The sequence below is a fragment of the Prosthecobacter algae genome, from assembly GCF_039542385.1.
GTDB classification, from domain to species: Bacteria; Verrucomicrobiota; Verrucomicrobiia; order Verrucomicrobiales; family Verrucomicrobiaceae; genus Prosthecobacter; species Prosthecobacter algae.
In genome coordinates this window covers 294,221-307,324 of sequence record NZ_BAABIA010000002.1, presented here as the reverse complement: position 1 = coordinate 307,324, position 13,104 = coordinate 294,221, and the positions used below count along the sequence as shown (strand labels likewise).

Below are 13,104 nucleotides of genomic sequence, written 5' to 3'. Positions count from 1 at the left end.
CATGACCTTCTCAGCCCCGGTTCCCATTCTTCGCATCTTCGACGTCACGCGCGCCAAGGATCACTATCTGTCCTTCCTCGGCTTCCAGTTGGACTGGGAAAATCGCCAGAGTGAGGACGGTCCCCTTTATTGCCAGATCTCCAAAGACGGCTGCGTGCTGCATCTTTCGGAGCATCACGGCGATGCCTGCCCAGGCGCGGCGGTGCGCATCGAGACGGTCGGCCTGCGTGAATTCCATGCCCTGTTGCACAGCCAGGCATACAAGTATTCGCGTCCCGCCATTCAGTCCATGCCCTGGGGTACCGATGACCTCACTGTGCCGGATCCTTTCGGCAATCGCGTGACCTTTTGGCAACTCACACCTGAGGCTTGAGACTGGCTTTGCCGTGTCGTGTGTCTCTCGGCAGCGGATGCCGATTGACACACCCCCCGCCTTTCCTTCATTAAAGGAACTGACCATGCCTGAATCTGTTCCCCCCACTCCAGCCGTGACCGTCGAAAACCTGACCAAGGTTTTCAAGGCGGGCTTGGGCAAAAAGGCATTTGTGGCCGTGCGGGATCTCTCACTGCAGGTGCAACCTGGGGAGGTCTATGGCCTCATCGGCCCCAATGGCTCTGGCAAATCCACGACCATGAAGGCCATATTGGGACTTCTGGCACCCACGCAGGGAAAGACCACCATCTTTGGCCGTTCCAGCACCGAGGTGGCCAGCCGTCGCGAGGTGGGCTTCCTGCCGGAGAACCCTTACTTTTACAAGCATCTCAATGGCCTGGAGACACTGCTGTTTTATGGCCGCCTGTGCAGCATGGGAGGCAAGGAGCTGAAAGACCGCGCCCGCGAAATGCTGGCCCTCACCGGCCTGGAAGATGCGGCGGACCGTCGTGTGGCCGGTTACTCCAAAGGCATGCTCCAGCGCCTGGGTCTGGCGCAGGCTCTGCTGCACAGGCCACGCCTCATCGTGCTGGATGAACCCACCGCCGGGGTGGACCCTGCCGGTTCGCGGAAAATCCGTGACCTTGTGCTAGGTTTTAAAAAGGAGGGCATCACCGTTCTCGTCACCAGCCATTTGCTCGAACAGATGCAGGAGGTGTGTGACCGCGTGGGCATCATGGCCCATGGCAAAATGATGCGTGAAGGCCGGGTGGATGATCTCATCGCGGTGGAGAACCATACGGAAATCGTCCTTGAAGATGCTTCCCCCGAATTGCTCGCCCAGATCAGCCGGCTGGTGCAGGAAAATGGCCGCGCCAAACTCCTGAGCAGCGGCCATCCGCGCACGACCCTGGAACGTCTCTTCCTGGAAGCGACCGAAGAAAAAAAGGGCTGATTTTCTCGTCCTGCGTTCACCGTCTCCGCTCCTGAATTTCCCCCCGCTATGCCGCATTCCAATTTCTCGCCCGCCCGCATCTGGACTCTGGCGACAGCCACGGTGACCCAGCTCATGCGCATGAAGATACTCGCCTTTCTGGGCGTCTTCAGCGTCATCGTCGTGGCGGCCAGCTTTGCCTCACCCCTGCTGAATCCAGAGCAGCAGCTCAAGCAGCTCAAGGACGTTTCTTTTGGGGCCCTGCAAATTTTTAGTGTGGTCATCGGCATCGTCGCCACCGCCTTGCTCCTGCCTCGGGACCTGGAGGACCGCACACTTTACACCATCTTGTCCAAGCCAGTGCCCCGTTACGAATACCTGCTGGGCAAGCTCCTCGGCGTGCTGCTCCTCATCGGGGGAGGTCTCATCCTCATGGATGCCGCCTTCAGTGTCGTGCTCTGGCTGCGCGAGAAACTGCTGCTCGCCCAAATGGTACAGTCCCTCAATGCCCAGCGGCCCGAAGACCTGGCTCAGATTGAGGCCTATGTGGCCAAGCAAGGTCTGACGTGGAATCTCCATCTCGGTGTCCTGGCCATCTTCCTCAAAGCCGCCGTGGTCTCAGCCCTTGCCCTTATGGTGTCCTGCTTCGCCAGCAGCACCCTCTTCACCGTGGTCATCAGCTGTTGTGTGGTCATCATCGGCCATGGGCAGACGCTCATGCGGGAGTTTTTCCTCAATGGCAAAATGACCGCATGGATGGAGCAAGCCCTCTCTGCCCTGCTTGCCATCCTGACCCCGGACTTGGCTGTTTTCGACATCGTTGAAAACGTCATCCAGGGGGAAGCCGTCACCTGGGGAGCGGTGCAGGTCATGCTAGGTACCTCGGCCATGTATGTGGTGGGCTACTGCGTGGTGTCACACCTGTTGTTCGTCGAAAAGGAGCTGTAAATGAAACGCAAACTCCAAGCGCTCCTCCTTCTGCTCATCCTGGGCGGGCTGAAATTACCCGTCGAGCAGGCGGCCACCCGTTACCTGCGTGAGGCCAAGCTGCTCAGCCTGCCTCTGGACATGGGTGTCCGGGACAGCATCGGCCAGATGGGTTTTGCCGCCTCGCTTGGCGGCCTGCGATCTCTCGTGGCCAGCATCACCTACCTGCAGGCCTACACCGCCTGGACAAATGTGGACTGGGCCAAGGTGGACACCTACTTCACCCTCACCACCAGTCTCCAGCCGCGTTACGAGCGCTATTGGGACGAGGCCTCCTGGCACATGGCCTACAATGCGGCCTCCAATTACCGCAACAATCCCAAGCTCAACGCCGCCGTGCGGGAGAAGCTTTACAAGGACCACATCCAACGTGGGGTGGACATCCTGAAGCAGGGCCTGCATCTGTTGCCGGACAGTGCCTTGCTTTGGAAGACCCTCGGGGAAACGTATGAACGCCGAGTGCGGGAACCCAAGTCGGCCGCCGATGCCTACATGGAGGTGTATCGCATCACCCAAAGGCTTCACTTCGCCCGTCTCGCTGCTTATCAATACGCCATCACGGAAGATCCTGCCCTTTGGCAAAAAGCCTACGGTCTGTTGAAGGATTCCTATGACAAAAATCAGCGTCCTCCTTCACTGATCAACACCCTCAAGGAATTGGAAGAAAAGCTCAAGATTCCTGCTGCCTCCCGCATCCCTGACCCCGTCAAAAAAATCTGAGCCCGCGTCAGGAGTTGGAGAAGGGTTGACTACTTGGCAAGCGAGCTGCTGGTTCCCTCGGCGGTTGCGCCTCGGTCTTTAGGCACCCCGGCGGAGGCCCATTCATAGACCATTTTACCGTCGTGGGTCAGCTTGATTGCCACACCTTCGATGGCGTCTTTCTGGCGGGAGCGTGACCCATCTAGATAATAAAAACCGCCTTCCAGCTTCGATGTAGTGAGTTTCAGTTCACGGGTCTGCACGACCAGTTCCTCCAGATGCTTGATGCTGGGCACATCGGCTTTGCCGGTCATCTTGCGCGTCACTGCCTGTTTTCCGGCCACCTGGGTGTAGTAGATTTCATAATCCATTTTGAGCCCATCCAGCGTTTGGTTGGATCGGTTGGCCAGCTTGACGTTGCAGGCCCAGGTATCCGTGGTGATCTCTTCGTTGTTGCGGCTCGTTTTGCTGCTGTCCCGCTTGTCCTTGGTGAAGCTCGCCGCGAAGTTGTACTTGATCGCCATCGGGTTCGCTTTGCGCCATTCCGCGATGTAGGTCTGGTCGGCCGCGCTGAATTTGCTGATCTGCACCGTCAAGGGAGTGCCATTGGCCAGCTTCAGGGTCACCAAATCGGCCGTGGCAGACTGGACGTCTGCCTGCAGGGTGCGCCCATCCGGGCTGGTGAAGGTGCGTGGCTCAGCCTGCAGGTTCGCGGCCAGTGCCAGGGCCATGAAAGCCGAGATCCTTAGAGGCGTAAAATGAAGGTTGAGGTGCATAAGATTTTTTCTCTGGATAATTCAGACTTTGTCTTGAGGGAAACGGGTGTCAACGTCCGATTCCTTCATAGAGATGGAAGAACTTTTTTGTGATTATCATTATCGGATGAGACCACAAAAAGCTGCAATTCCGCCCTTTCCCTCGTTGCAGGTTAGGCCTTGTGTGGGGAAGTGAACTTTCGTCTCCCCGTCTTTCTCCTCATTGCCTGCTCAATCTGCACTATGGGCGCTGAACTACCGCTTGTAGTCAGTTTGGCTGGCTCTCCTGGCATTTATACCAAAGCCCAGTGGAAAAAAGACTGGCCCGGTTGTGCTTTTGAAGGCGGCATTGCCCCAGGGCGGGTGGAGTTGGTTAAAACGGATTCGGCTCCGGCCCTGCGTGTGAACTTTGCCCCCGGCCAGATCGGCCCGGAGAAAGGCGGTGCAGGCTGGCGCTGGCCCATCGGCACGCATGAGGCGGCAGAGCTGCGCTACACTTTGCGTTTCAGTCCCCACTTTGAGTTCATTAAAGGTGGCAAGCTGCCCGGACTCTGCGGCGGCCCGGACAATGTCAGCGGCGGGCGTCGTGCCGATGGGACGAACGGCTTTTCTGCCCGGCTCATGTGGCGGCGCGATGGCCGGGGCGAGGCCTACATCTACCACAAAAACCAGCCTGAAGATTACGGCCACAGTTTTCCCTTCCCCGCCGATTTTCGCTTTCCCACGGACCAGCCTGTGCAGGTGCGCCTCGCCGTCACGATGAATCAGCCTGGGAAAAAAGACGGCACGCTGCGTGTCTGGATCACCCTGCTAGACCAGTCGGAAAAACTCATGGTGGAGCAAACGGACATGGAATGGCGCAGCGCCGACACCTTCGGAGTGGACAGCCTTTATTTTGAGACCTTCCATGGCGGCGGTGACGCCTCCTGGGCTCCAAAGAAGCCCTGCTGGGCCGAATTCAGTGCGCTCGAAGTACGACCCGTCAAATAACTAGATCCACCAGCGCATCCGCAGCCAGCGGGTGAATTTGCGCAGCAGCACCGCCCCTGCGGGCTTGCGCCCAAGCTCTACTTTTGCACGTCCGGTTAGGCCGGGGCGCATCAGCGGCTGCAAGGGTTCGGGAATCTCCACTTTCGGCAGAGTGAGGCTGAAGCGGCCTCCATCCGGACCTGACTGCAGGGCGGGGCTGATCTGCTGCTTGCTGGTGAGCTGGCCGTGCAGTTCGCGGGCACTCTGGGTGTAGAGCAGGTAGTCCACAGGCAGGGGTGTGTTCCCATCCAGAGATTCTTCGATCAGGCTGATGTCTGCCTCGGCGATTTCGATGCGCAGATCCCAGGCATCCACTCTGGCCACCTCCGCCATCACTTCTCCGGCTTGCAGGAAGGTGCCATTTTTCAAGTGGACATCCTTGGTCATTACGATGCCGTCCAGGGGGGAGCGCAGTTGCGCCAGTTCGATCTCCATCTGCAGCCGTTTTTCCATCTCGGCCTGGGCCTGCGCCTCCAGCGTGGCCATCCGTGCCAGCGCTTCTTTGCCCTGGCCGCGCTGCCGCTCAGCCTCAGCTTCCAGGCGCTTGCGCGTCTGCGTGGTGGTGTCCAGCTCGTTTTGCAGCCGCCGAATGTCGAGGCGCGCGATGATTTGATTTTTGGTTAGGCGGTCGCCTTCACGCACCAGCACTTCTTCGATCCGCCCCGGTGCCTCGGCTGTCACCAGCGCCCGTTTCAGCGGCAGCAAAGTACAGTCACCCTCCACCCGGACCTTCATCGGCCACAGGGCCGCGAGAATCACCAGGCCGGTAAAGAGCGCTGTTTTGAAGAACCAACGCCGTTTGCGTGTGGCCGAGACTTCCTGCTGCCAGCGGCCCACTTTGGCCAGGGATTTGCCAAAAGGCATCGCCTGATGCGCTAGCGCCGCATTCAGCGACTTCCCGGCCAAGTTGGCCAGCCACTGAGCCAGCACCAGGGCAGGGGGGCGGGGATCTCCGGGGGCCCCGGCAGTGCCGAAGCTGGCTGGATCCGTGCTTTCGCACAGCAGCGTGCCCAGCACCCGTCCTTCGGCCCCATCCCGCAGGGGAACCAGCGCCGCAGACTGCATCTGGCTGTCGAGAAAGTAAGCTTCCTCCGCTCCCTGGAGGACGACCCAGGGCTGATCCTGGGCATGGCGGGCGACGAAGGCCAGCATCTCGGACACCAGTCGGCTGCGTTTATCCACCGATTCCTGCCCCGAGATCGCCACCACCCGCCAGCGATCTCCTTCGCGCACCAGGATGCTCACGCGGTTGATGCCTAACAACTCACGTGCGTGCGCCGTGGCCAGCTTGGCCCCCGTCTCCGCATCCAGCACCCCGGTCAAATCGGAGGCCAGTTGCAGCAGCCGTTGCTGGCGCTGGCTTTGGGCTCCCAGTTCGCGCAATTGGCGCGAGCGCAGGCGCGGCCCCAGCTCTGTCATCAGCGCCTGAATCATCAGCACCAGCTCGGCCAGTTTCTTCGGGTCGCTCTGGGCTGGGAACCACAGTTGCACCGCGCCTAAATGATCATCGCCACTGCGCAATGGCGCACCGATGATGGCATGCGGCCCCAGGTTCACTAGTACTCCTGGAGTCACCGGGCCTTGATCCGGTGGAGATGGCATCAGCACCAGAGGCTGTGAAGAGAGGATGATTTCCGTCGCCGCCCGCAGTGTCTGCTGGCGCTGCTCTGTGTCCGGTGCGCCCGCTGCGGCCTCCACTTGGAGACCTGCGCCTAACCGAAAGGAGATCTCTTGGCCCGATCGCTGCGCCACCAGCCAGATGGCCCCGCCCAGAGCCTCGGTGGAGCCAGCCAGCCGCTGCAGAATGGCCTGATAGATGTCCGCTTCACTGGCATTTTGTCCGGCGATCCGGGACAGCTCGGCGGAGAGGGCCTGCAGCGCCTGCTGACGTTCTTGGGAAGGGGGCGGCATGGACAGATTTAAGGTCGGTTTTTCACGGCCTGGGGTTGGCGGTGGGTGCGGTCAATGCGGATGCCTTGCCGCTCCAGCAGGCTGCCGCTCACCAGGGCCAGTTGCGTGGCCGCCTTGTTGTAATCCGCCAGCGCCGCGATCTGGCGCGTGCGTGCATCCGCCACGTCGCGCCGAGCTTTCAGGACATCAAAGGTGCGCGCCACGCCTTCGCCCAGCCGCTTCTGTTCGGTCTCCAGCAGCCGTTCACCCAGGCGCACGGATTCGCGGGTTGAGTCCAGTCTTGCCTTGGCCGCCTTCACCTGTGCGATGACGGTATCAATCTCCACCGATACATTCAGTTCGGACCTCGCAATGTTCAGGATCGCCTGCTGTTCGCGACTTTCCGCCACCGCGCTGTTCGCCTTGGCCGTGCGGTTGCCTAACGGAATGGAAAACTGAAATCCCACCTGGGTATCGTAGCCTTGGCGTTCAAAGGCACGCTGATACGCCCCGCTGCGGTCACCGCTCAGCCCATTCGCCGTCAGCGTCGCCTGGAGATCCAGCCGGGGCAGGAGTTGGTTGCGGGTGTATTTGACAATGATGGCCTGTTTTTCGGCCTCCTCGATGGCTGCCCGGTGATCGGGCCGCCGTGCCAGCGCCGATTGCAAAAGCGTGTTCCGCTCGGTGCGCGGAGCGATCATCGGCAGCGAGTCTCGTGGCAGAAAGATCAGGCCGCCACCTTCATCGAGAGAGCTGAGAATCTGGCCCTTGATGTTGCGCTGTTTTTCCACCGCAAAACTGAGGGCGGCGATCACTTCCTCCCGCGCCACGGCCACGGCCACTTCCGCCTCCTGCACATCCGCCGGAGAGAGCTGCCCTGCCTCCAGCCGCTTTTCATTCTCCGCCACCAGCTTTTGGGCAAAGATCACCACATCTCGCCGCACCGCCAGATTCTCCACCGCGAAGATGAGATCGTAATACTCCAGCATCACCTGGGCAATGGACCGCTGCAGCCGCACTTCCCATTGGTGATCGGCGATGGCCTCATTCCTCCGGCTCACCCGTACCTCGGCCAGATTCACGCTGGGGCCAAAGCCTCGCAGCAGGGGCTGGGTCAGCGTCACCCCCACAGCCGCTGCATATTCGGGGTAAAAGATGGCTGGTGGCTGCTGGCGGTTCAGGTCATTGCGGAATTCACCCAGGCTGGCAAAGAGACGATATTGCGTGCCCAGCGGCAGCAGCCCTTCGATGCCCGTCTGGCTCAGAAAGCTCTGCTGTTTGAACATGTTCGGCTCATCCAGAGGCACGAAGCTGCCGCCCGTCTGCACATACTCCAGCGCATTCTGCGGTAGGTTGGATTCCCTCCAGGTGGAACTCAGAAAATACGCTGGCTCAAACTTGCCCCAGGCCGCATCCGTTTGCGCATCCGCCACTGCCCAGTTCAGCCACTCGATCTTCACATCCAGGCTCTTTTCCAGCACCTTGTGCAGCGCCTCCTCCATCGTCAGGTAGCTCGGCTGTAGCCCCAGCGTCTCCTCAAACGTCTGCGCCCGCAGGCCTGAGATCAGGCATACGCTAAGGGCGAAAGGCAGCAGCAGGCGGAGCACAGGGCCAAGGTGGGGCAGGAGAACCGCATTGCAAGCAAGGGCATGCGCCGCAGGATGACACACAGGATAAAACCGAATACATCATGTCTTGATGATTGACCCTGGGGTCTGGCTTCGTTTGGAATGGCCTGCGTTATGCGTCATCCCATCCTTTCTCTCCTCACTGCCCTCGCCATGGGCAGCACCGCCGCTGCTGAAGTGGCCTATGAATTCGCCCCCAATTTTATCACCCCGCCTCCTGGCAAGGAAACCATTGGCAATGGCCACGGCGAAATCGCTTGTGACAGCGCCGGTAACTTTTACGTGAGCGTCCAGGGTCCGGAAAACAAAGATGCCGGCGTGCAGGTGTATGGGGCCGATGGCAAGTTCATCAAGGCTCTCAAGCTGCCCAATTCCCTCCACGGTTTTGTCATCCGCAAGGATGAGGGCGAAGAATACATTTTCGCGGCCGTCCTGGGCGAGAAAAAAGTCATCAAGGCCAAGCTGGATGGCAGCATCGTCCTGGAAATCCCCACCAGCGCCTTCCCCGAGGGCAAAGCTGGCCCGAAAGGGCTCGCCCTAACCAATTGTGATGTGGCCCCCAATGGCGACATCTACGTGGTGGACGGCTACGGCCAGAGCTGGATCTTTGTCTTTGACCGCGCAGGCAAGTACAAGACCGTGTTTGGTGGCCCTGTGGAGCCTTTGAAGCTGGCCAACACCCACAAGATTTTCATTGATCGTCGTTTTGAACCTGCCCGCATCCTGGCCTGTGACCGTGGCAACAACCGCCTTTTGCATCTGGACCTTGCTGGCAACCTCATCAGCGTCATCGCCAGTGAAGGCCTTCGCCGCCCCAGCAGTGCCTCCTTCCATGGCGACCTCATGTGCGTGGCGGAAATCGCCGGGCGTGTGAGTGTCTGGGACAAAGAGGGCAAGCAGGTCGCTGTGCTCGGTGTCAATGACACTCCTGGCCAGACGAATACCCCCAAAGTGACCCCACCAGATTGGAAGCAGGGAACCGTCACTTCTCCTCACGGCATCACCTTTGACAACCAGGGTAACATCCTGGAGACCGAGTGGAATGTCTTTGGTCGTGTGCTGCGCTGGAACAAGAAATGAGCCGTCGGTCTCTCATTCTTTTCATTCTCTCAGGGGGAGCCGTCATGGCCCCCCTGTTTGCTTTTGGCCATGCCTGCGAGTTCCTCGTCGCACGGATGGAGATCCAAGCGGATACCCTTCAGTTGGAAATCACGGCGGACTATGGTGGCAACCCACTCATAGCCGATGAAGCCGCCGCGCGTGAGGCATTGCGCAAAATCCTCCAGGTCCGCTCAAAAGGGCAGGGGAGAACCCTGGAAGAACTGGCACCGCTGAAGATGGAACGCCGTGCTGAATGGGATCCCCAGGCACCCACCGCCTTCGCTCCTGCTCCCGATGGGCAGCCTCATCAGCTCCTCACCGCCCTTTGGCAATGGCGGGCGGATGTGGGTGAGTTCTCCCTGGCCGTGCCGGAGGGCAACCTTCACGACGTCTTGCTGTGGACCCGCGATGAGCACCTGCCTGGTAAACAGGCCAAGTGGATGATGCTCATCGAAGGTGAAAACACCCCCCCGATCTTCATCCCTAGATCCACCCCCTGGCTCTCGCTGGCGGGCAGCGCATTCGTCATGGTAGGACTGGGCCTCTGGCTCTGGCGCAAGTCTCTCACATCCAGACTTTCCTTTTCAGCATCGCTCAGGTAATTCAACCGCATGGCTGTTTCCATCACTGTTGATTATGAAGGCGGACTTCGTTGCCGCGCCACCCACGGTCCTTCCCAGAACCAGTTTGTCACGGATGCTCCCGTGGACAATCACGGCAAAGGCGAATCCTTTTCTCCCACGGACCTTGTTGCCACCGCGCTGGCCACCTGCATGGCCACCGTCATGAACATCAAGGCCCAGCAAAAAGGCTATGACCTCGTGGGCATGAAAGTCAGCGTGGAGAAACACATGAGTGAGGACTCCCCTCGCCGCATCGTGCGCCTCCCCATCGTCATCGAAATCCCTTTTCCCGAATCCCATCCGGATCGCAAGATCCTTGAGGCCACCGCTCTCGCTTGCCCTGTGCATCACAGCGTGCATCCAGACATTGATAAGCCCGTGTCGTTTGTCTGGAACGGCTAACGTGCGAAAAGTATCAGAGCCCGTGCCTTTCACCGAGAAAGACCACGGGCCAGGGGCGCGATTCATCTGTTGATCATGAATCGCCGTACCCTTCTTCAGCAAACGTCCGCCCTTGGGATCACCACTGCCTTTTCCTCACTCACTCGGCTGCGCGCTGCGGACCAGGCGGGCAAAAAGCTCAAGGTCGCCGTTGTGGCCCTGGGCCGTGGTATGGCCCATGTGCAAGCCCTGCTGAAGCTCCCAGATGTCGAGATCGCCTACCTCGCGGAGACAGATTCCAATCGCCTGGAAAAGGGCCTCAAAGTGGTGGCGGACCAGCAGGCCGTCTCTTGCCAGGGCGTGAAGGATTTTCGCAAAATCCTCGAAGACAAATCCGTGGATGCCGTCTTCATCGCCACGCCGAATTTCTGGCACACTCCCATGGCCATCCTCGCCATGCAGGCAGGCAAACACGTCTATGTGGAAAAACCCGGCAGTCAGAATCCCGGCGAAGCCGAGGCCCTGGTGGCCGCGATGAAAAAATACGACCGTGTGGTGCAGATGGGCAATCAGCGCCGAACCTGGATGAAAGAGGCCATCGAAGCCCTGCACGGCGGCGTCATTGGCCCCGTCCGTTACGGGCGCGGATTTTACTACAACTCTCGCAAGGAAGTCGGCGCACCTGTGCAGCCCGCATCTGCTGACATGGACTGGAACCTCTGGCAGGGGCCCGTGCCGGACGATGCCAAGCACGACATCAAAAAATACGCCCACTACGACTGGCACTGGCTCTGGCATTGGGGCAATGGCGAGCTGGGCAACAACGGCATCCACACCCTCGACATCCTACGCTGGGGCATCAAGGGCGACTATCCGCTGAAGGTCACCTACAATGGCGGCCGGTACTTTTATGATGACGTCCAAGAGACCCCGGACACTGGCACCGCCGTCTATGATTTTGGCCATGCAGGCATGAGCTGGGAGTGCAGCTCTTGCCACCCACGTGCAGCGGAGAAACCCCTGGCCGAGGTCGTCTTTTACGGAGACAACGGCACCATGGGCATTGGCCGGGATTCCTGGACAATCTATGATCCCAAGGGCAAGGAAATCAGCCAGGGCAAAGGGGCCGGCGGTGGCGACCCCGCCCACATGGGCAACTTCCTTGATGCCATTCGTGGCAAGGCCAAGCTGAACAGCCCCATTGATGAAGGTCAGAAGAGCACCATGCTCTGCCACCTTGGCAACATCGCCTATCGCACCAACACCGTCGTCCGCTGCGATCCTAAAACAGGTCGCATGATTGATAACCCGGAAGGTGAGAAACTGTGGACCCGAGAGTATCGCGCCGGCTGGGGGCTTTGAGGCGTGTCGGGTGACACTCGAACTGCCGGGAGAAGTCCCGGCAGATTTTCTTTTTGCTGCCAGATATGACTGGCACAGAAAAAGCATTTTAGGATTGGGTCCTCTCAGATCCTGAAAATGCAGGCTGATTGACCAGCCTGCAAATCTGTGGATCCCGCGTGCTTTGGCTCAGGTCAGGGCACCTTCACTGCCGTCCACATCCAGTTCCCGCACGCGTTTCCGGTCACGTTCAGCCTGGACGGCCGTACGTAGTTTTTCCCGCACGTTTTCCACCTGGGGAATCGCCTTGATGGCGACATGCGGGCTGCTCGCGTCAGAGGTCACCAGGGTCAGGTTACCCAGGCCGAGGATTCGCAGAAACAGAGGCTGATCCATCGCATAGTCCTTCACTCGGAAAAGTTCCAGTTCATCGAGTTTCCGGTTTAGAACGCCGCTGCTGATTTTGAGTCGCTGCGTCGTCAACTCATATGACGTGCATTTGGTGACCCACCAGCGCACCACCCACATCAGCAGGGGAACCACGAGTCCGATCGCCGACAACCCTGCGGTGAAAGCGGCTCCCACAGCACAGGCTATGGCGAGCAGCACGCAGAAAAAATAATACCAAAAATGGACCCACTGGGAGGTGTGTCCCTGCCAAAGTGTGGTCTCATCAGGTGCACTGGAGGGTGCGGCAGTAGATAGGCTCATAGGATTGTTCGGGGACGTTTCAAGCTACGACGAAGCGTGGTCCGAGCCAAGAGTCTTTCCTGTCTTTTGTTGGGCGTCAAAATTCCGCACCAATCAACATGGATAAAAATTGATCCACCTGATCAAGGAAACACGAAACCCGAGTTTTTCCGGATAAAATAAATTGGACTTTGCTCAGAAACAGAAATTCCTTTGTTCAAAAGTAAGTGTTTCCTTTGCTGGCCTGTAACAAATAGCAACAGCTTGCCAAAATCGTTACAAAAACGGGAGGGCAGGGAGATCATGTCAGGCTAAATGCATCAGGCATTTAACACGATTTTCAAAAAGACGATGTCTTCATGTGGAATGATTTCTGCTTGCTAGCTTAACCTCATCGGCATAAACCATACATTCCATAACAAAATGAAGCCTTCATATTCGGAAATACCATTCCTCATCCGTTTTTCTCCGCGCTTGATGGCAAGGGATTCAATTGGGGGAAAACTGGTTTAAACTTTGCTGTACTGAACAAAATGAGACGCTTAAATTTGACATTCCTTTTCCGTTCAATACATTCCTGGGATTCAGCAGAAACTAAAGCCTAGATATTTTACCTACACTTCAATTTTGATACGCGCAGCCACGAAAGGTTTTTCGATTCTTAAATCACCCT

General features: G+C 58.6%; 13 protein-coding genes. 9 read left to right on the top strand and 4 right to left on the bottom strand.

All coding sequences use genetic code 11. The annotated features are described in order from the left end of the window. Position 1 precedes the first annotated feature (1 nt). From ABEB25_RS04695 to ABEB25_RS04680, 4 genes are all read left to right on the top strand, one after another. Positions 2 to 373 carry a glyoxalase superfamily protein gene (locus tag ABEB25_RS04695; RefSeq protein WP_345735222.1) on the top strand — a complete coding sequence of 124 codons (372 nt, stop codon included), beginning with the start codon at positions 2 to 4 and terminating at the stop codon, positions 371 to 373. An 85-nt stretch (positions 374 to 458) separates the two neighbouring features. Then, positions 459 to 1,328 carry an ABC transporter ATP-binding protein gene (locus ABEB25_RS04690; RefSeq protein ID WP_345735221.1) on the top strand — a complete coding sequence of 290 codons (870 nt, stop codon included), beginning with the start codon at positions 459 to 461 and terminating at the stop codon, positions 1,326 to 1,328. Positions 1,329 to 1,376: 48 nt separating this feature from the next. Continuing rightward, positions 1,377 to 2,255, top strand: a complete 879-nt coding sequence (locus tag ABEB25_RS04685; protein WP_345735220.1) for an ABC transporter permease subunit — start codon at positions 1,377 to 1,379, stop codon at positions 2,253 to 2,255. Next, entirely contained in the window at positions 2,256 to 3,014 is a 759-nt protein-coding gene (locus ABEB25_RS04680; protein WP_345735219.1) for a hypothetical protein, read from the top strand. It abuts the gene before it with no gap. Between the two features lie 29 nt (positions 3,015 to 3,043). On the opposite strand, the gene ABEB25_RS04675 is transcribed toward ABEB25_RS04680, so the two are convergent. Then, positions 3,044 to 3,724, bottom strand: coding sequence for a hypothetical protein (locus tag ABEB25_RS04675; RefSeq protein WP_345735218.1), 681 nt, complete (start codon positions 3,722 to 3,724; stop codon positions 3,044 to 3,046). Between the two features lie 216 nt (positions 3,725 to 3,940). On the opposite strand from ABEB25_RS04675, the gene ABEB25_RS04670 reads away from it, so the two are divergent. Further along, the gene (locus tag ABEB25_RS04670; RefSeq protein ID WP_345735217.1) at positions 3,941 to 4,738 is read left to right on the top strand and encodes a polysaccharide lyase; all 798 of its coding nucleotides are present in this window, start codon (positions 3,941 to 3,943) and stop codon (positions 4,736 to 4,738) included. Here the strand turns inward: ABEB25_RS04670 and ABEB25_RS04665 are convergent, their stop codons facing one another. After that, positions 4,739 to 6,688 (bottom strand): GAF domain-containing protein, encoded by a 1,950-nt coding sequence (locus ABEB25_RS04665; RefSeq protein ID WP_345735216.1) that lies wholly within the window; start codon positions 6,686 to 6,688, stop codon positions 4,739 to 4,741. 8 nt (positions 6,689 to 6,696) lie between these two features. Next, a complete protein-coding gene (locus ABEB25_RS04660) occupies positions 6,697 to 8,274 on the bottom strand; it encodes a TolC family protein (protein WP_345735215.1) in 1,578 nt (525 codons plus the stop codon). Between the two features lie 135 nt (positions 8,275 to 8,409). Here ABEB25_RS04660 and ABEB25_RS04655 point away from each other — a divergent pair, with 135 nt between their 5' ends. The 4 genes from ABEB25_RS04655 to ABEB25_RS04640 all read left to right on the top strand — a co-directional run bounded on the left by ABEB25_RS04655 (position 8,410) and on the right by ABEB25_RS04640 (position 11,762). Then, on the top strand, positions 8,410 to 9,375 hold the full coding sequence (locus tag ABEB25_RS04655) for an NHL repeat-containing protein (protein ID WP_345735214.1): 966 nt from the start codon (positions 8,410 to 8,412) through the stop codon (positions 9,373 to 9,375). Between the two features lie 44 nt (positions 9,376 to 9,419). Continuing rightward, a complete protein-coding gene (locus ABEB25_RS04650) occupies positions 9,420 to 9,998 on the top strand; it encodes a hypothetical protein (RefSeq protein WP_345735213.1) in 579 nt (192 codons plus the stop codon). Positions 9,999 to 10,007: 9 nt separating this feature from the next. Further along, positions 10,008 to 10,421: an OsmC family protein gene (locus tag ABEB25_RS04645; RefSeq protein WP_184204378.1), complete on the top strand. Its 414-nt coding sequence runs from the start codon at positions 10,008 to 10,010 to the stop codon at positions 10,419 to 10,421. Between the two features lie 75 nt (positions 10,422 to 10,496). Continuing rightward, positions 10,497 to 11,762 carry a Gfo/Idh/MocA family protein gene (locus ABEB25_RS04640; protein WP_345735212.1) on the top strand — a complete coding sequence of 422 codons (1,266 nt, stop codon included), beginning with the start codon at positions 10,497 to 10,499 and terminating at the stop codon, positions 11,760 to 11,762. Positions 11,763 to 11,930: 168 nt separating this feature from the next. On the opposite strand, the gene ABEB25_RS04635 is transcribed toward ABEB25_RS04640, so the two are convergent. After that, the gene (locus ABEB25_RS04635; protein ID WP_345735211.1) at positions 11,931 to 12,452 is read right to left on the bottom strand and encodes a PH domain-containing protein; all 522 of its coding nucleotides are present in this window, start codon (positions 12,450 to 12,452) and stop codon (positions 11,931 to 11,933) included. Positions 12,453 to 13,104: the final 652 nt, after the last annotated feature.